Below are 21,872 nucleotides of genomic sequence, written 5' to 3' on the forward strand. Positions count from 1 at the left end.
GAAAATATGTATAATGTAAAAAACTGACTATTTAATGAAACTGTGCCGTTTCTGTAGAATCTTTCATCGCTACGGTAGCAGAGGATCCATTGGTAACAACATTCTGAACTTCATCAAAATATCCTGTACCTACAAAAGACTGATGTTTTACTGCTCTGAATCCTTTTTCCTGTAAAGCAAATTCACGTTCCTGCAATTCTGAATATCCAGCCATCCCTCTTTCTTTATATGCTAAAGCCAATTCAAACATCGCTGTATTCAATGCATGGAAACCAGCCAGTGTAATAAACTGGAATTTGTATCCCATTTTAGCCAACTCTTCGCGGAAAGTAGACATTTCCTCAACACTCAGTTTAGCAGCCCAGTTGAAAGAAGGTGAGCAGTTATAAGCAAGCATTTTTCCCGGAAACTGCGCATGAATTCCATCGGCAAATCTTTTTGCCTGCTCTAAATCCGGGTTTGAAGTTTCCATCCAGATCAGATCTGCGTACGGCGCATAAGATAAACCACGGTCTATCCCCTGCTCTACCCCGTTTCTTACTACATAAAAACCTTCAGAAGTTCTTTCTCCTGTTACGAATTTTTTATCTCTGTCATCAATATCTGAGGTCAGTAAGTCTGCCGCATCGGCATCTGTTCTTGCAATGATGAGACTTGGAACTCCCAATACATCAGCTGCCAGACGTGCTGCAATTAATTTATTGATAGCCTCCTGAGTAGGAACCAATACTTTCCCGCCCAAATGCCCGCATTTCTTTGCAGAAGAAAGCTGATCTTCAAAGTGTACACCGGCAGCTCCAGCCTCAATCATCTGCTTCATCAGTTCAAAAGCATTCAGATTTCCACCGAAACCTGCTTCAGCATCTGCAATGATGGGCACAAGATATTCTTTATCTCCGGTTCCGCTTACAGACTGTACCTGATCTGCTCTTAATAAAGCATTATTAATTTTTTTCACCACAGAAGGCACTGAATTCGCTGGATATAAAGACTGGTCCGGATACATTTCTCCAGACAAGTTAGCATCTGCAGCTACCTGCCACCCTGAAAGGTAAATGGCTTCCAGTCCTGCATCTACTTCCTGTACTGCCTGATTACCCGTTAAGGCTCCAAGTCCTGCCACATAATCCTGGGTATTTAATTTCTCCCAGAATTTTTTAGACATTTCTGTCGCAATGGTATAATCAATTGTGTAAGAACCACGAAGTTTTAAAACTTCTGCTGCTGTATATGGTCTTTTTACACCTTTCCAACGTGGGTTTGTCAGCCAATCTTGCTCCAGAGTCTGGATTTGTTCTTGTCTTGTTTTCATAATATTTGGATTTTGTTTGTTGAATTACGGGTTCGAGATACGAGATCTGAGGTTTAGAATAATGATCTACAGATGTAAAATTCAAGCTGTAAAACACTCAAAACCCCTACTCTCAGGTTAAATAAAAGGATATGCTTTAAGAGTTAAAAATTCTTCGAAGTTTTCTGAGAACACCAGCTCATTGAAAAGTTCTTTGGCAAGATTGAACTTTCCATTTTTAAAGCGGGTTTCACCAACATATTTTTCAATATTGTCCATTTCTTCGGACTCCCACTGAAGAACCATATTTCTGGTTAATGTTCTGTCACCGCTTAATACAGCTTCATTTTTCAGCCATTGCCAGATCTGTGTTCTTGAAATTTCTGCTGTAGCAGCATCTTCCATCAGATTGTAAATAGCTGCTGCCCCTACTCCCATCAGCCAGCTCTCCAGGTACAGAATCCCTACATTGATATTTTTTCTTACTCCTTTTTCTGTAATTTCTCCTTTAGGGATTTCCAGCAGGTCACTTTCCTGTATGCTGTATTCAAATTTCTTATCGATCTGGTTTTTGGAAGGCATATACTGATCAAAAATATCTTTAGCTACCGAAACCAATGCAGGGTGGGCTACCCAAGTTCCATCATGACCGTTTTTCACTTCTCTTTCTTTATCACTTCTTACTTTTTCAAAAGCAATAGTATTAGCTTCATCATCATCCTTTACCGGAATCTGTGCAGCCATTCCACCCATAGCATGAACGTTTCTTTTGTGACAGCCTTCAATTACCCTTTTTGAATAGGCACTCATAAAAGGTGAAGTCATAGTAACCTGATCTCTGTCCGGAACAATGAATTCCGGAAGGTTTCTGAATTTTTTGATATATGAGAAAATATAATCCCACCGGCCACAGTTAAGCCCTGAACTATGTTCTTTTAATTCATATAAAATCTCATCAATCTGAAATGAAGCGGTAATGGTTTCTATTAAAACAGTTGCTTTAATACTTCCCTGAGGAATTCCCAGATAATTCTGTGCGAAGACAAAAACTTCATTCCACCATCCTGCTTCTTTATAATGTTCTAATTTTGGAAGATAAAAATAGGGTCCGCTTCCCTTTTCCAAAAGGTTTTTTGCATTTCTGAAAAAGTAAATTCCAAAATCAGTTAATGATCCTGATACTTCTTCATTATTAATCTGAATATGTTTTTCAGGAAGATGTAATCCTCTTGGACGAACCAATAAAACAGCTGTCTTTTCATTCAGTTGATAAGCTTTCCCTTTTTCGTTGACAAAATCAATAGTTCTGTTAACAGCATCCGTAAGATTAATCTGTCCTTCTATACAGTTTTCCCAAGTTGGCGAACTGCTGTCTTCAAAATCTGCCATGAAAGTAAAAGCTCCTGAATTCAAAGCATTGATTATCATTTTACGGTCAACAGGTCCTGTAATTTCAACTCTTCTGTCCAGCAAATCTTCCGGCAATGGGGCACACACCCAATTTCCATTTCTGATCTCTTCTGTTTCTTTTAAAAATTTCGGAAGAATCCCCTGATCGAATTCTTTCTGATTTTTTTTCCTTGCTTCTAAAAGTTCTACTCTTTTATGATTGAAATTCTGATGAAGGGCGATTAAGAAATCGATCAAATCCGGAGTGAAAATTTCTTCAAACTGCTTCTGAGCTGTTATTTTTAATTGAGTCTTAGTTTCCATAACATATTGATTTTGTGATTTGATGTTACAAACATAAATAAAAATTTTCACAAACAGCGAACGTTCGCTAAATTTATTTAAAAATTATTATGCGAATAATCGCATCTATTTATTTATATTTGAGTAATGAATTCAGACAGCGACTTTATCAAGACCGTTTTCGGGCTAAAACTGAAACAGCTGAGACAAAAGAAAAATTGGTCTCTGCAGGATCTTGCCGTAAAAACCGGATTATCAAAATCTTACCTTAACGAAATTGAAAACGGGAAAAAATATCCGAAACACGACAAGATCATCCAGCTTTCTGAAGCCCTGAACTGCACTTTTGATGATCTGGTATCCACAAAGCTGGACAAAAGCCTTGCTCCGTTTAATGAAATCCTCCAATCTGATTTCTTCAAGGAAGTTCCTTTGGAATTGTTCGGGATTAATAAAAACAATCTCATCAGTATTATCAGTGACGCTCCTAAAAAAGTAACTGCTTTTATTAATGCACTAATAGAGATTTCTCAGAACTATAATCTCGGGAAGGAAAGGTTTTATTTTGCAGTTTTACGATCCTTCCAGGAATTGTATGACAATTATTTCCCTGAAATTGAAGATAAAGTAGACCTCTTCACTGAAGAAAACCATCTTCAGATTGATAAGAATTTAAAGTCTGACATTCTGGAGAATATCCTTACGGAAAAATTCAGCTATACTATTCAGTCTGAAGATTTTGAAAGATATGGAACATTAGACAATCTAAGATCCCTGTTTATTCCTGAAAAAAAATTGCTGCTTCTGAATAAAAAACTGGAAAAGGATCAGAAAACATTTATTCTGGCTAAGGAAATAGGATTCAATGTACTGGAGCTAAAAGTCCGTCCAACCACCTATTCATGGCTTGACTTCGGAAGTTTTGAAGAAATTCTGAACAATTTTTATGCTTCTTATTTTGCAGGTGCTTTATTGATTTCAAAGGAGCCTACAATTGAAAAGACCTCAGAATTTTTTCAGCAAAACACCTGGGAACCTGAGAATTTCGCCAGTCTTATCAACAGCTTTACAAACTCACCTGAAACTTTTTATTATCGCCTTACTAATATCCTTTCTGCCGAAATGGGCATTAAAGATCTTTTCTATCTATGTCTGGTAAAAAAGAAAGGATCTGAAAAGATTCAAATTCTAAAAGAGCTCCACCTTAATCACCAACAGGCTCCTCATGCCAATGCAACCAATGAGCACTATTGCAGAAAATGGATCGCTGTAAAAAACCTGCATTATTTAAAGGAAAATGAAACTCTGACAGATGCTCAGATCTCCCATTATAAAGATCAGGGAATAAGCTATCTTGTTATTTCCACCTCTCAGAAAAACCCTTTTTCTGATGGCAGCAACAGAAGTTATTGTCTGGGTATTTTACTGAATTCACAAACAATAAAAAAAATAGGCTTTATAAAATCTCCATCACTAAAAACCATCAATGTAGGAGTAACCTGTGAATCCTGCAGTATCCCGGATTGTGAAGTAAGACAGGCTCCACCAGTTCGATTGGAGAAGGAGCATTTCAATCTCAGTATGAAGAACTCGATTGAGAAGATAAGGAAAGAGTTCTGAACCTGAAATTTTAGAGTGGGAGCTAAAAACTATTTCATATCTTAGTAAAAACACACTTATGATATTGGACCTACTCTTCCCCAACCGATGTCTTCATTGTAACAGAATTATTGAGTCTAATCTTTTGGTTTGTGATATCTGTTTCAACCAGATTCATTTTACCCATTATGACTATTTCGAAAACAATCCTGTGAAAGAAAAATGCAGGCTTCTTTTTCCTGTTGAGAATACTTATGCTCTTATACAGTTTGAAGAAGAAAGTTTAAGCCGGAAAATTATTCATGAACTGAAATACAGAAGCAGAGAGATAACCGGAAGAATTCTTGGTGAATGGACAACCGACCGACTTGATTTCAAAAACCAAAAACCGGATCTTCTGGTAAGTGTTCCCCTTCATCCTAAAAAAATAAGGGAAAGAGGCTATAACCAGCTTCATTTATACACGGAAACCCTTTCAAAATATTATAGAATTCCCTTTGACCATCAATTAGTCAAACGAAATTATTATTCCAAAGCACAAGCCTTAAAAGATAAGCAGCATCGTCTGGAAACCATCAATACCTTTTCTGTTACTCAACCTGTAAACGGAAAACACATATTACTAATTGATGATGTCTTTACAACAGGAACCACCGTTTCGTCTATTGCATGGGAGATTTTAAATGCCGGTGAGCATAACAAGGTAAGTGTGCTGGTAATGGCAATGGATGTGTAAAGAGGTTTAAAGTTTTAGATTGTGATTTACAAGCACCGTTCTTTCTATGGAAGGACTTCAGTATAATTCTCCTGTTTTTGTGTTCCGATTCTTTTGCTTAATTTTCCGGAAACAAAATAATCATGCCGAACCTGGTTTTATTACACGGAGCTTTAGGTCACTCTGAAATATTTATCCCTTATCTGGATAGTCTCTCATCCTATTTTACAATTCACACTCCTTTATTTTCAGGACATGGAAGTAATGATCTTCCTGCAGATGGAATCACTATAGAAAAATATACTCAGGAGTTGACAGAATACTGTACAGAAAATAATCTAACGGATGTACACATCCTAGGACACAGCATGGGTGGCTATGTTGCCCTTTGCTATGCTGTAAAACATCCTGAAAACATAAATTCTATTATGACTTTGGGAACAAAATTCAACTGGACAGAGGAACAGGCTTTAAAGGAAAGTAAAATGCTTAATCCTGATGTTATTCTTGAAAAAATCCCAAAATATGCACAAACTTTAGAGAAACAGCATGGCTCGAAATGGAAACAGTTACTTCCGGCTATTGCTGATTTAATGATTGCTCTGGGCAAAAATCCACCATTAAAAAATAATCTGGCTACAATTAATATTCCGGTTCAGATTATGGTAGGAGATCAGGACAATATGGTAACTATTGACGAAAGTACAGCTGTATACAGAGAGCTTCCAAATGCAAAATTGGCCGTACTCCCGGATACAAAGCATCCACTGGATAAAGTACGACCTAATTTATTGTTGAATTTAATGAAAGATTTCTGGAATCTTTCTTAAAATTATCGTTGAAGTTTTTCTCCGTAGCTTAAATCTCCGGCATCACCCAATCCTGGTGTAATATATCCTTTTGAGGTCAACTGTTCATCAATGGCCCCTACCCAGATGTGAGCGTCAGGATAGGCATTTTGTACAGTTTCTACCCCTTGTCTTGAAGCAATGGCTGCTACAATGTGAAGCTGAGTTGGGTTCCCGTTGGTCAACAAGTCTTTGATTGCTTCAATCAGGGATGCACCTGTTGCCAGCATAGGATCTGCTACGATTAAAGGTCTTCCTTCAATATTCGGACAAGTAAGGTAATCCTGTTTGATAGAGAAATAATCATTGGCATCGTGCTTTCTGTAAGCAGCCACAAAACCACAATCTGCTCTGTCAAGGTAATTAAGAATTCCTTCAAATAACGGAACTCCTGCTCTTAAAATGGTTGTAATCACCGGTTGTACTGCAATTTCCCTACTTTTAATAGTATCTAAAGGAGTTTGGATTTCAACATCTCTTACTTCCAATCCTTTACTGATTTCAAAGGCCGCAATTTCTCCGATTCTTTCCATATTTCTCCGGAATCTCATTCGGTCATGCTGAACATCAACGTTTCGAAGTTCATTAATCCATTCATTAACAAGAGAAAAATTTTGCGATAAAATAGTAAGCATGAAGATTTAGGTTTTTTAATTACAGTTAGTAAAACATTAATTGCTGCAAAATTACAACTAAAAAACGAATTTGAAGATTAGGGCATGAACTTATTGAATAACAAAAAGTCCTATTTTAGGAAAACCTTAGTGACAACAATGGAAACTGAAGATTTCTATTTTGTTCTAAAAATACTGTCATTTGAGATGGAATTCTTCAAAATAAAAAATCTGGTAAGTTTCCTTACCAGATCTTTATATGAACACCTGTTCTTTTATTTTTGTCTGAAATATACTTCAATCGGAATTCCGGTAAATCCGAATTCTTTTCTCAGCTGATTTTCAGTAAATCTTTTATATGGCTCCTTCACATACTGTGGCAGGTTGCAGAAAAATACAAACTGCGGTGATGGTGTAGGAAGCTGAACACAATATTTGATTTTAATATATTTTCCTTTAAGCGCCGGTGGTGGAGTTCTTTCGAAAATAGGAAGCATTACTTCGTTCAATTTTGAAGTTTTGATCTTCTTTTTACGATCCTCATACACTTCCATTGCTACTTCTACTGCTTTCAGAATTCTTTGTTTCGTCAATGCAGAAACGAAAAGAATTGGAATATCCTGGAACTGACCGATTTTATCTTTGATCGATTGTTCGAAGTCACGCATTGTATTGGTCTGTTTATCTTCGATCAAATCCCATTTATTAACAAGGATAACGATTCCCTTTCTGTTTTTCTGAGCTAATCCGAAGATATTCATATCCTGAGATTCCCATCCCTGTGTAGCATCTACCATGATAATGACTACATCAGAATATTCAATAGAACGGATGGATCTCATTACGGAATAAAATTCAAGATCCTCATTTACTTTAGACTTTCTTCTCATTCCAGCCGTATCTACCAATACAAATTCGTGTCCGAATTTGTTGTATAACGTTTGGATACTGTCTCTTGTAGTTCCTGCAATATCAGTTACAATGTTTCTTTCAACATCCAATAAGGCATTAGTCATTGTAGACTTCCCTACATTCGGACGACCTGCGATTGTAATTTTAGGCAGTCCTTCAAAAGGATCTTTGTACTCTGTTGTTGGGAAATCATTTACAATATCATCCAATAGGTCTCCGGTTCCTGAACCAGTAGCAGAAGAAAGAGTGAAATATTTATCGATTCCTAACTGATAGAATTCTGTTGCAGGAAGTTCTTCTTTTGAAGAGTCTACTTTATTGATAACAATATAAATAGGTTTATTTGATCTTCTAAGGAGTCTGTAAATTTCCTGATCGGTATCGGTAAGACCTTCTTCCACGTTCATCATAAAGATAATGGAAGTTGCTTCATCTATTGCTAACTGTACCTGCTTACGGATTTCTTCTTCAAAGATATCATCAGTACCTACATCATATCCTCCGGTATCAATTACGGTAAAGTCTACCCCATTCCAGTCAGATTTTCCGTAGTGACGGTCTCTGGTAACACCGGCTGTAGAATCTACAATAGCCTCTCTTCTCTCTAATAAACGGTTAAAAAGCGTGGATTTCCCTACATTGGGGCGTCCAACGATTGCAACAATATTTGACATAAAAAATGTTTAATAATCCTTTTGCTATGCTAAGGATACGTTATTAATGGGTTACTCCAACTTTTGGAGCCCAATTTTTTGCAAAGATAAGTTTTTATTATTTAACATAAAGAAGGCTAAGATGGGAAGGATGGAAGATGAAAAAATGACGATGGGAGTTACTATCCTACAGTTAATCTCAGAAAATGATGTCATCAAAAAGCCTTCTGACTCTACAATATAACTTTAAAAACAGATTTATCGAAAAAAATAAAAAAAATAATTATTTGGCTATCAATAAGTAAAGCTATTCCCGCTCTATTATGTTAATTAATCTTCAATTTTGATTTTCATATTTAAAATAAATTCTATAATTTCGCAGCATCGAAACAGACCTATAGTGTAACGGTAGCACTCCGGTTTTTGGTACCGTCAGTCGGGGTTCGAATCCCTGTGGGTCTACAAAAAGCCTTGTTAATCATTTGATTTACAAGGCTTTTTTATTTTCACTCAAAGCAATCAAGCATTAGATTCACTTTCTACAATATCTAATTAACAAACTGTCAAGCTAATGATATCGTTCCAGTTTTAAATTCAAAAAATTCCTGTCATCAGATTCCAAAGAAAGATAATCTCCTATTCAAAATAAAATTTTAATGAAGAGGTAAAAACAAATTAAATTATAATATGACATGATTTGTCGTATCCCGGAAAAACCTTTGTATAAAGACAATTCAGAACATGATAAAATCTATATTTCGTGAAATAAAAATTATTTTTACTTTAGCCACCCTAAAAAAATTATAGAGAACCGATGAACAGGAAATTTATTTTGCGGTTACTTTTAGTAGTAACAGTTTTATTCTTTTTCAACTCTTGTAGGACGGATGAAGTAACACAAGAAGAAAAAAGAACTGAAAGAGAGAGGATTGAAGCTTTCAGTCGATTTGAGAGCAGTTTACCTTCTCAAAAAATCACACAAAAAAGTAACTCCGGGTATGTAAGTTATCATGAACCTTTTAAACAGATTATTCAATCGTTTATGAGTAAAAACCCTTCTTATACAGAGAGATTTCATAATGAAGTGGGAGATATTTATTTTAATCTGAGAAGTCTTACCTATGGGGATACCACAAAAGGAATTGCCTACCCTATCATAAAAGACGGTAAAGTAAATGCCATACTTATAGGGTTGGTGAATCCTCAAAGAGACTGGGTAAATTTTATAGTAGTAAAAAATGATGCGCCCGAAGTACAGGCTGTTATAGCAAAGTTTCAAAACTTTTATAATTCACCCTCAACAACTTCAAGAAAAGAACCTGAACAGGAAGAAGCTATACAGGAAATTATAATTACTGCTTATGACAGTATTCCCGGACCTTCGTATGTTATTTATCAGCCTTACATGGATTATGGAAGCTTCGGAGGTTTTGGTGGCGGAATGAGTGGTGGCGCCAATTTGTATGGAGGTACCGGTAGTGGTAGTGAAAGCCCGGAAGAAAACTCCCAAAATCCATGCAAAAATGCAGAAAGCTCTATGAGTGATGCCAATACCATTCTAAAAAACAGTGAAATAAGGCAAAAAATGGATGCAGTTTTAAAAGGGAAAATTCAAGCTTCCAATGAATGGGCAGTTGCTATCGGTGAGAAATCTAATGGAGATTACGAAGTAACATCAGCTGTAGAGCAGAATGAGGATAGTGGAGCAATTCCTACTTCTCAATTAACAACCTCATACATTGGTGATGGCCATTCTCATTCAGGAGGAAGGGGTAATCCTTCGGGAGGAGATTTGTATGGTATGATAAATTCTCTTGCCATTAGCAGCCCTAACCTGAAATATCGTTTTGTGTATGGTAATTCCGATGAAGGAACAAGTGAAGTATATGCTCTTGTAATTAGTAATGCTACTTTAGCCCGACAATTTCTTAATCAATTTCCTAAGGATCAAAATTATGATTCTCAAAATCATTCGTTTAAAGAAGACAGCCAATTGGGAATAGAGTTCTATAAAGCATTTGTATATCATCAATCAGGAACGTATGATAATACTTCCGGAGAAGCTTATGATAGCAAAGCTGTCGCCATGGCTTATATTTTGGATAAATATAATGCTGGCATCAGTGTCGCTAAAGCAGATGTGAATGGAAATCTTAAAAAGATAAATACAGAAGTAACACAAGTAACAATTCCATACAGTGGAGTTAAAGAGGGTATAAAAATATCAAAATGTCCATAATTTAATGGTTTAGAAAAAAAATAATATGAAATCTATATTTTTAAGAAGCTTATTATTCATAAGTATATGTTTTATACATACGTATAAAGCTCAATCAGTAAATGATTATATTACATTTTATAATGGTGTTGTTCCTAAGTTGAATACTATTGCCTCGAATAAAACACAATTCTACGGACAAAACTTTTCACAATTCCACAACGAATTATTAAGTAAAAATATAAACATTATTGGTTTATCATATGACAGCAAAACAGATACCGGTATAAAATATTATATCTTAAGATTATTTTTCTGTGATTCTAATATGGATAAACCTGCATTAGATAATAAGTATCAGATTCCCTGGATTACAATTACCTTCCAGGATGAAATTCCTCCTCAAATTAAAAGTATGGTGCTGCAACATCATGGAATGTGGAATAATAGTTTTGCTCAATTTTTCTCGAATATGAAAATAGAAAAAATAAAATTCGTAGGAGTTAACGGATATAACAGTAAAGATTGGTCTGCTAAATAATCTATTCTAAAAGAAGGATTAATATTTTCAAAACAACATTTAAAATGATTGGCTCTACCTATAGTGCCAATCATTTTTATTTTAAGTTGCCTGCAGACACTCATCATTGTTGCACCTACACGTCAGGCTGTCTTTAAAACTGGGCGAAATCAGCTTAAACAGTTTGATGTATTATGATTTAAAAGGCAGATTAATCTCTATTCCAATCATTTTCAAATAAATTAAAACAAAATTTAATACGCCATGCTTTGACGCACTGCATAAATACTTTTGTTCCCAGATGAAATAAACAAAAATTAACTCCACTAAATTGTGATAAAAATCACCTTAAATCACCTTATCATGAAACAGGTAAACTGTTAAAAAAAGTTAAATTTGCAAAATTAAAACTATCATTAAACTCAAAAACAACACGGGAATGAAAAAGATTTATCTCGGTGCATTGACCTTATGCACAGTTCTTGGCGTATCTGCCCAGAATGTTCTCTGGCAGAAAGATATCAAGTCCTCTACTCAGGATTTCCTTAGCCAGGTCACTACCACTATCGATCAGCAGTATCTTATCACAGGAAGCTCTATACAAAGCGACAAACAGCAAACTTCAGGAAGTAAACAGAACAATGGTTACGATTTCCATCTGGTTAAACTCAATCAGCAAGGAGAAAAAGCCTGGGAAAAGTATTTCTCAGGAAACAATCACGATTATTTATCTGCAACAGTCAGCACTCAGGAGGGAGGATTTCTTTTAGCAGGAACCTCATACTCCGGAAAAGGACTGGATAAGAAAGAAGATTCCAAAGGCGGCTCAGATATCTGGCTGATCCGAATCAATGAATCCGGCGATGAAATCTGGCAGAAAACATTAGGAACCTCTTCCGATGAAGAAGCTAAAGCAGTCATTCAAAGTGCAGATTTAGGCTTTTTCGTTGCCGGAAACGTACAAAACTCTTCCCAAGGGTATGGCTCCAAAGATGTCTGGATCACCAGACTCGACAAAGACGGAAAAGAACTTTCCCAATTGATAGTAGGCGGAAAAGGTTTGGATGAAGTAGAGAAAATGATTCCCACAAAAGATGGTGGAGCATTATTGGGAATTTATTCAAGGAGTTCCGAGGTGAAGAATTTCGGGGTAAGAAATCCTGAAAGTAAATCTTCAGATGAAAGGTCTGTCAGTTCAACAGCCATTAGCCAGACGCCAAAAGCCAGCAGCAACTTCGGTGAAGGCGACTACTGGATCATCAAACTGGATAAAAACGGAAAAGTAGAATGGGAAAAGAACTATGGTGGAAAAGGAGATGACCATATCAGAACCCTGTCTTTGACCTCAAATGGTTATATCATCGGTGGTGAATCCCGATCCGAAAGATCAGGAAACAAGACGGTTGGAATTGAAGAAGGAACCGATCTGTGGCTGATTTCTTTAAATGAAAAAGGTGATGAACAGTGGCAGAAGTCTTACAATTTCAAAAACCGTGATATCCTGATGGGAGCCAGTGTGATTCATTCAGGAGATGCTCAGTCTTCAAAAGGAATCCTGTTAGGCGGTTACACTCAAGCTGAAGGAAGAATCGAAAAGGATGATGAAACCTTCTGGATGCTGTATCTGGATGGTAACGGTAATGAACAGTGGAGAAAATATGTAACAGGTGACTCAAGACAGAAAGAGGAAAGACTTTCAGACTTGAAACTGAATAAGGATGGTTCTATTGTTTTAGCCGGAACCAGTGCCAAAGAATTAGGAAAAGAGAACTGGAAGATTGTAAAGCTGGGAGATAAACAGGTGAATGATCTGATCGAAAAATACGATATCAAGATCTATCCGAATCCTGTATCTGATTATGCTTATGTAGAAATTGGCTTTGATTTTAAGGAAGCAGATATTATGCTGTATGATATGAGCGGAAGACAGCTTCAAAGCTTGAAAACAAAGAACAGAGTGACCAAGATTAATGCCCAGGCTTTGATACAGGGAGCCTATCTGGTGACGATAAAAACGGATACTAATAAAACGGCGAATGCAAAGCTGATTAAGAAATAAAAACATTAATTATGAAGAAAATAATAAGTCTGACTACGGTATTGTCGGCTATAATGATGTGGGGGCAAACCCTGGAGTTACCTAAAAATATTCAATCTCCCAATGCTGCTTCATTAGGGAAGTATGGAGATATTCCCATGAATTTATCTACAGGAAGAGCAGACGTTAATGTGCCGGTGTATTCTTTAAATGATAGTAATATTCCTCTAGACATTAATCTGAGCTATGATACCGGCGGGGTTCGTGTCAATGACCATCCGGGATGGGTAGGACAAAACTGGTCATTAAATGCTGGTGGTGTAATCACCCGTACTATGAAGGGGCAGCAATTTGATGAATATGAAGCTGAATTAGCCACCGGATACCCGCAAAGAGGTTATATATTAACTCACGATCTTTTAAATACACCATTATGGCAAGATGGAAACTATTTAAAAAATCTTGCTACCGGATCACCTTTTAACGCTCCCGATCTTGAACCTGATATTTTTACGTTCAATTTTATGGGAATGAGTGGGAAATTTTTCCTGGGCGAAGATGGGGAATGGAAAGTGGCATCGGATAGTAACCTCAAAGTAGAGATTGACCTTAATAACAATATTAAGCCTTTAGGATTGGATTTTATTGGCTACCCTTATGCTTCTTCAAATTATCCACAAGTAAAAAGCATTGGTAAAATTAAACTCACCGACAGTGTGGGTAACCAGTATATTTTCGGAGGAAATATGAATTCGATTGAATTTAACGTCTCTGACTTCTTTAATCAATCCAGTTATATCATGTTTTCTTCTGCATGGTATCTAACCAAGGTTTTGGATAAATACGACAATGAAGTATATGCATTGGAATATGAAAGAGGAGGTTATCAGGCCGCATTTTATAATAATTTTTCAATAGCCAATTATAAAGTACCTAATGGGGGTTGGCTGGAGCCCGGCTGTGGTTCTACTACTTACCTGGGACAGGTGGGGGCTGCGGGAAATCTTATTGTTCCTTCTTATTTAAAGAAAATAACAGCATTGCAGTCTAATCTTACGTTTAACTTTAACTCATCTGAAAGTAATTCTCTTCATTATTTAGCTTCTGAACCTACTTTACGAAATACATATGATATAGAGCTTGTTCCAACAGCAGATTACCAAAGAAAAGTCCTTGGCAAACTTTTCTATTTATTCTATGAAATGGATGGCGTAACACCTAATTACCCCGACGAAGGGTTCGGTAATCAGTTTAGTATAAATACTGTTCTTAACAGACTTAAATGGAGAAAACTTGATAATATCTCAATTGCCGGAAAAGAGTTTTCTAAACAGATCCGTTTTAATTATGATGATTCTCCAGATACAAGACTTAAGCTGGAAAGCGTTGATTTGAATGATAAGGAATCTTACAAATTTTCCTATATAAAATTCGATGCGTTACCGAAATATTTATCTACCCAGGTCGATCATTTTGGGTATTATAATGGTAAAGATTTTACCCTTGATCCCAACATGCACTCCAGAACAAGGCAGTCAAACAGGTCAACAGTTCAGTATGGTGCCTTAAACAGGGTTATTTACCCAACAAAGGGAAGCAGTTTTTTTGAATTTGAGCCGCATCAGTATTCTCAGGCATTAAATTCGGATTTTCAGATTGTTCCTGAGAACGGATATATAGGAGGATTAAGAATAAAGAGAAAAGCAGATTATGACACCACTTTTAAGGAAGCTAAAAGTGTGGAATATCAATATACTAACGGAATAAACTCAGGCGTTTCTACAGGGATTTTGGCCAAAAAGAATTTATATACCTTTACTAATTGGAGCTTAAGAAGCACATCAGGGCAATTGTATACAGGATGGACTTTCAGCATCAACTCCATCATTCCACTTTCTAATTTTTCTGGCTCCTTTATCGAATACAGCAGTGTTGTTGAAAAAGAAAAGGATAAAGGGTATACGATCAATCAATTCACCAACTCTCTGGAGTATCCGAATAGAAAAGGGGTCACTATTGCAGAGGCATATAGTATTATGGATCCTCAAAACGAAATGGGATTTAAAAGAGGAAAACTATCATTAAAATCTTATTATAGCTCAGCAAATGCTTTGCTAAAAGAGGAGAAATATAATTATACATTTAGTCCGGTGCAATATGCCAAAGCATTTAAATTCGGAGGTAAGGGCTCCTGTCAATCAGGGAATATTATAAACGGTACTGCCTATCAAATTCCTTATGCGGATTTTACGTTAAGAGAAAAAATTACCAAGACATACGAAGGAGGGCAAGTACTTGAAAGTAAAGAATCTTATGCGTATGACCAGAAAGACAATTTTGGAGACCAATTCCTTAAAAGAAAAGCTATAACTTATCCTGACAACAGAAAAGAAGAAGAGACTTATGTCTATACTTTTGAAAAAACAACTCCTTTGTACAATGAGCTTGCCAATAAAAGACAGTATACCATAGTTTCAAAAGAAAATAAATTAGATGCAGTCTCTATTATCAAATCAGAAATAGAATACACAAAGGTTCCAATATTTAATAGTAAAGGAACGGCTACCAATACTCAGAATATTTTTCCTACAATCTTTAATAAGTCAACGAATGGAAGTCCTGTAGAAAATGAACTGACGATTGACAAATATGATAAATACGGCAATATAATGATGGGACATACCAAGGGGGGAGCCTATCATTATTACTATTATGCATATAATGGAAAATATCCTATTCTGAAAATTGAAGGAGGCATTGTAAGCAATACTGCCCTTGATTCCAAAATAGAAGAACTGATCAATCTTTGTGAAAACAATACTTCTATAAACACTTCTATCATCAATGCTCAAAAAGATATTAGAATATTATTGCCGGAACACCAGGTAACTGCTTATACTTACTTTCCTAATATCGGGGTGGAAAGCATTTCCCCTTCAACAGGAATTACAGAATATTATATCTACGATAGCCTACACAGACTACAAGCAATTAAAGACTCTAATCAAAAGATCATCAAAGAGTTTACATATAACCATTCAAGTGTAGATCCTGTAAAAGATATTTATTACAGTGATGAGAGAAAAAGGAATATTACAAAAAATGATTGTCCCAATGGAGCTGAAGGAGGTGATTATGAATATATTGTTCCGTTTGGAAGATATGTTTCATTCATTAGCCAGCAGGATGCAGATAGTAAAGCTCAGCAGGATCTCACCATAAGTGGACAACAAGAGGCTAATTTATACGAAAGCTGTGATATCACACAGTGTATATATATGAGTTCATTCTGGAACGGATTGAGTATAAATAAAATAGGGTATAGAAAAGTAAAAGTTAATATTGATCTCCCCTTCAATTATTTATCCTATCCTTGGAAAGAAGGAGTAAAAATAGCGCAGCTTGAATTAGAATGTGCTCCTGTCTATAAAACATTCAGATATGATATTGGAATAATAAATCCTAATTCTATATGGACGGTGTATGTAGATCCTAAAGGACAGGTCTTTTTAAAATATGATAGTCTTGAGCCGATCATACCTTATCAGTTATCCTTCATTTTTTATGCTGAATAATGAGTTCTATGTCTAACCTCAAAATATTTTCCGCAATGAAATTATTACCTCTAAAAAGTAAATGCATAGAAGATGAGCTACACTGCATTCATGATCAGCATAAGGAAAGAATAAAACATATAAACTAATACTGATGAAAAATATAATAATCCCAATAAGTGCCCTTCTTATGATGGGAACTATCAAAGCGCAGGTTCAGCTGCCGAGTGGTTTGGCTGGAACTGCTAATGAAAACTATGTATATACCAGAACCTATCTGGAAGAGAAAACCCAGAGTGATCCTGCTGCTAAACAAGCCCAAACTGTTCAGTATTTTGATGGTTTGGGAAGACCCAAGCAGGTGGTAAATGTAAAAGCCTCTCCTCAAGGAAAAGATGTGGTTATTCCTATTGAATATGATCCGTTTGGAAGACAGGTAAAAGATTATTTACCCATTCCTCAGTCAGGAACTCAGAATGGTGCTATTATTTCTAATCCTTTATCTAATGCTGCAAACTCTTATGGATCCGAAAAGATCTATTCTGAGAAAGTATTGGAAAAATCTCCGCTGGACAGAATCTTGCAACAGATTCAGCCGGGTAACGACTGGGCTAATAAACCTGTAGGCTTTGGATATGAAGCCAATGTAGCCAATGAAGTATACCAATATACAACCAAGACGACATGGGAGAACGGCGCTACTAAAAGTGAGCTAAGTTTATCTCCTGCTACAACTTATGCTCCCGGAACATTATATAAAAATACTGTCACAGACGAAGACGGAAATCCAACGGTAGAATTTAAGAATGGAAGAGGCCAGACTCTGATGGTAAGGAAGGTGAATTCTACTGAAAATGCAGATACCTACTATGTGTATAATGAATATGATCAGCTAGCCTTTGTCATTCCCCCCAAAGCAGTCAACAAAGGAACGGCAGAGCCTTTGCTTAACGACCTTTGTTATCAATATCGTTATGATAGCAGAAACCGTCTGGTAGAAAAGAAACTTCCAGGTAAAGGCTGGGAATATATGGTGTATGATAAAGCTGATAGATTAGTTTTAACTCAGGACGCTAATCTAAGAGAAAAAGGGCAGTGGATGTTTACCAAATATGATCAATTTTCACGACCAATTTATACAGGCATATTAGACAGTCCCCCAGGAAGAATTCAACAGGTTCCTGTTATAGAGGGACATGGTTCCAATAATGAAACCAGATCTGTTAATAGTTGGAGTAACAGTGGTATGGACATTTTCTATACGAGCAATCAGGCTTATCCTACCAGTAATTTTAAGCTTTTAAGTGTCAATTATTACGATACTTATCCCGGCTACAATTTTAATCCTCCATTTCCATCAACTATTCAGGGAGAGGCTACTTTAACAGAAACATTGTCTTCTGAAGGCAGAAGCACTAAAGGACTTCCTGTAATGAGCCTGGTAAAGAATATTGAAGATGACAACTGGACCAAAAACTACACCTATTATGACACCAAAGCAAGAGCTATTGGAGCGTATTCTATCAATCATTTAGGGGGGTATACCCAAACAGAATCCAAGCTGGATTTTGCCGGAGTAGCTCAAAATGTTGTTACCAGACATAAAAGACTGGCAACCGATACAGAAACAGTGATCACAGAAAACTTTGAGTATGATCACCAGAACAGGCTGCTTGTCCACAAACATCAGTTGAATTCCAATCCCGTGGAAATCCTCACCCAGAATACATACAATGAACTTTCCCAGCTTGAATCTAAAAAGGTGGGTGGAATTTCTGTAGGAACTCCGCTTCAGCAGATTGATTATAAATATAATATCAGAGGCTGGATGACTAAAATTAATGATCCTGCTAACCTGAATGGGAAACTGTTTGGGTATGAAATAAAATACACTAATCCGGTTAATCCACTCTATGCCACTGCAAGATACAACGGTAATATCGCAGAAATAGACTGGAATACCTCCAACAATAATGTATTGAAAAGATATACCTATGATTATTATGCAGATAATAAACTGAAGTTCGGGCATTACTCTGAACCCTGGGCAACAGCACCTCAAAACAGCTTTTACAGTGAGTATATTATTTATGACCTGAACGGAAATATCACTCAGTTATACCGTAATGCTAAGAACTCCACTACTGGAGTCGCAATGCAGATTGATGATCTTACCTATAGCTATGCAGGAAACAGATTACAAACGGTAACAGATGGCACCCAGAATAATGCAGGTTATGAAGGAGGAGGTAATATTATTGAGTATGACCTGAATGGGAGTATGACCAGTATGAAGGATAAAGGAATTACATCCATCGCTTACAATTTTCTCAATCTTCCTGATAAAATGATCATGCTACAGTCCGGAGTAGGTCTTACTTATTTATATGGAGCCAATGGTACAAAACTTCAGAAAATAAAATCAACTTTTGAATGTGGTATTATAGATTGTTACAGCATTAATGCCATCTCAGATTATCTTGATGGATTTCAGTATATGAGCTCCTCAACAAGCAAAGATAGTGGTGGGAGTATTGAGCTATTATCTAAAAGCCGGGAAATGTCTAAGGCAATGGAAATCCAGGCTTATACACTCAATGATACTATTGTCCCAGCTACAGCAAGAGGTTCTTTGGGGCAAATAAAGAATCCCAATCTTTCTTTTTTTCCAACTTCAGAAGGATATTATGATTATCAAAAAGATCAGTATATTTACCAATACAAGGATCACCTTGGAAACGTGAGAATAAGTTTCGGAAGAAACAGCGCAGGTGCTCTTGAAATCACAGATGCCAATGATTACTATCCATTTGGAATGAATCACCTCAATACCGGAAATACATTTTTTGGTCAGGGTACTTATAAGAACTATAAATACCAAGGACAAGAGTTGCAAGAGACAGGCTTTTATTCATTTAAATGGAGAAATTACATGCCCGATGTTGGTCGTTTCTTCAACATAGACCCTCTTGCTGAAAAATATGATGATTATACACCTTATCAATTTTCATCCAATCAACCAGTTCACGCAAAAGAGTTAGAAGGTTTAGAGAGTTCTAATGATTTAAACAAGAGATTATCTCCTCAGCAAAGGGCAATTTCGGATAAAAGAGTTCAAGCATACGCAGCGGAGGCTAAAAGTAATTTTAGCAATGTGTTTAATGGTAAATTATCAGTACAACCAAAATTAGGTGCTTTAGGTGGAGAAGTAGGAGTAAGTTTAGGTCCATTGAAGGGACATGTAGGTGGTGCTGTTGCTAAAGTTGAAGGTTCTTTAAATACACAAAAGCCATCTGTTAATATTAAAGCCGATGGGCTATCTGTAGAAGGATCATTAGGAGTTAAGAATGCTAAAATAGAAGGTAGTGCTTCTGCGATTTCAATGGAAGGAGAAGGAACAATAAAGAATGGTAAACCTTCCGGAAGTTTTAATGCTGAAGGAGGAAAGGTAGAAGGAAAGATTACAAATGGTAGTGTTTCATTAGATTTATCAGATTTGAAAATTGGTGGAGAAGTTAAATTATTTAAAGCTGTTCATGTTGGAGCAGAAGTAAATGTAGGTGAGGCTATAAAAGGAACAGTAAATGCTATAAATATGGTAGGAACGGCAGTGGGAAATTATTTCCAAGAGAAAATGAACAATGTAAAAGAAAAAATAAATAGTAACTAAGATATGAAACTAAATAACTTGAATTTAAGTAGTAAAGAAATTGTAAATATTGTTAAATATTCCACTATAGGAATTTTAATACCAATGTTTATTATTGGTATTGTTTTCAATGCTTTAGGATGGACATCTTCCACTTTAAATGAGGAAAAGGTTACTGGAGTGAAATCATTATTAGTATTTGTGATAACATTTCCCTTGTATATTATTTTATTTTTTATAATACAGTTCTGTTATATATATATTGGTTTGAAGATATATAATTTTTTAATAAAGCTACTGAAAAAATAGATTTAAAACTCCTCGCTACCGCACGATTGTATCGTGTGGCAGATAATAAGTAACCTCATATTTTATGAGGTTACTTACAATTACAAGTACAACGGCAAAGAGCTGCAGGAGACGGGAATGTATGATTATGGCGCAAGGATGTATATGCCGGATCTAGGAAGATGGAGTGTGGTGGATCCGTTGGCAGAAAAGATGAGACGTTGGTCACCCTATAATTACGCTTTTGATAATCCTTTGAGGTTTATTGACCCAGATGGCAAACAAAATGAAGAAGCTATTAGAAATTTTTCAAAAGAGGAAATTGATATTTCAAAAGAGATAAGGAGAGATATAAAACAATCGAACACACAAGAAGCTCATAACGAAGCAAATTTTGAACAGTTTGATTTCACTCAAAATGGTAAAGATAATTTAGATTGTCCTAAATGTCCTAAAAATGCTAAAAATTGGCAAACATATACAGAAAGCAATAATCCATTTGATAAAGATTTTTGGACTTGGGATAACTTTAGTAACGGAAGAAAGACATATTACTACTTAGAGGGAGAATGGCATGAAATGAAACTCACAACAGGAGATGTTCCTATTGGACCTGCAGATACCTTCAAGATTACTAACCTTCATGGGTTTTATATAAGAGCAAAAACATTATTATCAAATGGAACTTTTGAAAAAACTGTACAGGCTTTAGCCAGCTTAAAAGAAGGGACAAGTTTAATTAAATTAATAAAATCATTTGAAGCGGAAGCTAAAGCGTCTGGGGCTAATCAAATAATAATACGAGGAATTGATATTGTTGAGACTAGACTTATAAAAGATATTGATTTTGCTAAAAGGCTAGGATATGCAGTGGAAGAAACCACTAATAACTCAATAAAAATTTCTAAAAAATTATAATATGCTAAGTACATCAAATATTAATGCTATTGAAGGCAAGTTTAGAAGAAATAAAGTTGAATTTAAAAATACATTTTTATTTAAAGAGATGCCTATGAATATTCCAAATATTTTAGGAGATAATGAAATCTGTGTTATTTATTACACTAATTCAATAAATTACAGTTGGTTTTTAACAAACCAAAATTTAATTATTCCTTCAGAAATAAATATTAGTTTATCTTCATTAAAAAAAATTGATTTTCTTAATATAAAAGAAAATCCTAATGAGAAGTTGATGAATAAAGAACTGGATTTATTTACAGAAAATTATAATTTTAGTATTATGGTTGAAGAAAAAAGTTGGCCTCTTATATATAATAT

General features: G+C 35.8%; 13 protein-coding genes, 1 tRNA gene and 1 pseudogene. 11 read left to right on the forward strand and 4 right to left on the reverse strand.

What is annotated here, in order from left to right; genetic code table 11:
* Nucleotides 1-31: 31 nt before the first annotated feature.
* The gene (aceA, locus tag WH267_RS22610) at nt 32-1,312 is read right to left on the reverse strand and encodes an isocitrate lyase (protein WP_115970049.1); all 1,281 of its coding nucleotides are present in this window, start codon (nt 1,310-1,312) and stop codon (nt 32-34) included.
* A 117-nt stretch (nt 1,313-1,429) separates the two neighbouring features.
* Nucleotides 1,430-3,004 carry a malate synthase A gene (gene aceB / locus WH267_RS22615; protein ID WP_340011145.1) on the reverse strand — a complete coding sequence of 525 codons (1,575 nt, stop codon included), beginning with the start codon at nt 3,002-3,004 and terminating at the stop codon, nt 1,430-1,432.
* Between the two features lie 126 nt (nt 3,005-3,130).
* Here aceB and WH267_RS22620 point away from each other — a divergent pair, with 126 nt between their 5' ends.
* The 3 genes from WH267_RS22620 (at nt 3,131) to WH267_RS22630 (ending at nt 6,127) form a co-directional block, all read left to right on the forward strand.
* Complete coding sequence (locus WH267_RS22620; protein WP_115970047.1) at nt 3,131-4,603, forward strand: helix-turn-helix domain-containing protein; 1,473 nt, start codon at nt 3,131-3,133, stop codon at nt 4,601-4,603.
* A 58-nt stretch (nt 4,604-4,661) separates the two neighbouring features.
* Nucleotides 4,662-5,318, forward strand: coding sequence for a ComF family protein (locus WH267_RS22625; RefSeq protein ID WP_115970046.1), 657 nt, complete (start codon nt 4,662-4,664; stop codon nt 5,316-5,318).
* Between the two features lie 122 nt (nt 5,319-5,440).
* Entirely contained in the window at nt 5,441-6,127 is a 687-nt protein-coding gene (locus tag WH267_RS22630) for an alpha/beta fold hydrolase (RefSeq protein WP_340011148.1), read from the forward strand.
* Nucleotides 6,128-6,129: 2 nt separating this feature from the next.
* Here the strand turns inward: WH267_RS22630 and upp are convergent, their stop codons facing one another.
* Both upp and der read right to left on the reverse strand, forming a co-directional pair.
* A complete protein-coding gene (gene upp, locus WH267_RS22635; protein WP_340011150.1) occupies nt 6,130-6,780 on the reverse strand; it encodes a uracil phosphoribosyltransferase in 651 nt (216 codons plus the stop codon).
* A gap of 254 nt (nt 6,781-7,034) precedes the next feature.
* A complete protein-coding gene (gene der, locus WH267_RS22640; RefSeq protein ID WP_115970043.1) occupies nt 7,035-8,345 on the reverse strand; it encodes a ribosome biogenesis GTPase Der in 1,311 nt (436 codons plus the stop codon).
* 370 nt (nt 8,346-8,715) lie between these two features.
* Between der and WH267_RS22645 the strand changes: the two genes are divergently transcribed.
* The 8 genes and pseudogenes from WH267_RS22645 to WH267_RS22680 all read left to right on the forward strand — a co-directional run.
* A tRNA-Gln gene (locus WH267_RS22645) sits at nt 8,716-8,786 on the forward strand.
* 580 nt (nt 8,787-9,366) lie between these two features.
* Nucleotides 9,367-10,563 (forward strand): hypothetical protein, encoded by a 1,197-nt coding sequence (locus WH267_RS22650; protein ID WP_340011153.1) that lies wholly within the window; start codon nt 9,367-9,369, stop codon nt 10,561-10,563.
* A gap of 25 nt (nt 10,564-10,588) precedes the next feature.
* Entirely contained in the window at nt 10,589-11,083 is a 495-nt protein-coding gene (locus tag WH267_RS22655; protein WP_340011154.1) for a hypothetical protein, read from the forward strand.
* 418 nt (nt 11,084-11,501) lie between these two features.
* Nucleotides 11,502-13,121 carry a T9SS type A sorting domain-containing protein gene (locus WH267_RS22660; RefSeq protein WP_340011156.1) on the forward strand — a complete coding sequence of 540 codons (1,620 nt, stop codon included), beginning with the start codon at nt 11,502-11,504 and terminating at the stop codon, nt 13,119-13,121.
* Between the two features lie 11 nt (nt 13,122-13,132).
* A complete protein-coding gene (locus WH267_RS22665) occupies nt 13,133-16,675 on the forward strand; it encodes a DUF5977 domain-containing protein (RefSeq protein WP_340011157.1) in 3,543 nt (1,180 codons plus the stop codon).
* Nucleotides 16,676-16,808: 133 nt separating this feature from the next.
* Complete coding sequence (locus WH267_RS22670; protein WP_340011158.1) at nt 16,809-20,324, forward strand: DUF6443 domain-containing protein; 3,516 nt, start codon at nt 16,809-16,811, stop codon at nt 20,322-20,324.
* A 363-nt stretch (nt 20,325-20,687) separates the two neighbouring features.
* Nucleotides 20,688-20,870 (forward strand): annotated as a pseudogene (locus WH267_RS25210) (RHS repeat domain-containing protein); the annotation flags it as partial.
* Between the two features lie 640 nt (nt 20,871-21,510).
* A partial coding sequence (locus WH267_RS22680; RefSeq protein ID WP_340011162.1) for a hypothetical protein occupies nt 21,511-21,872 on the forward strand: 362 nt, incomplete at its 3' end.

It is taken from the genome of Chryseobacterium sp. MYb328 (assembly GCF_037572595.1).
Taxonomy (GTDB): Bacteria; Bacteroidota; Bacteroidia; order Flavobacteriales; family Weeksellaceae; genus Chryseobacterium; species Chryseobacterium pennae.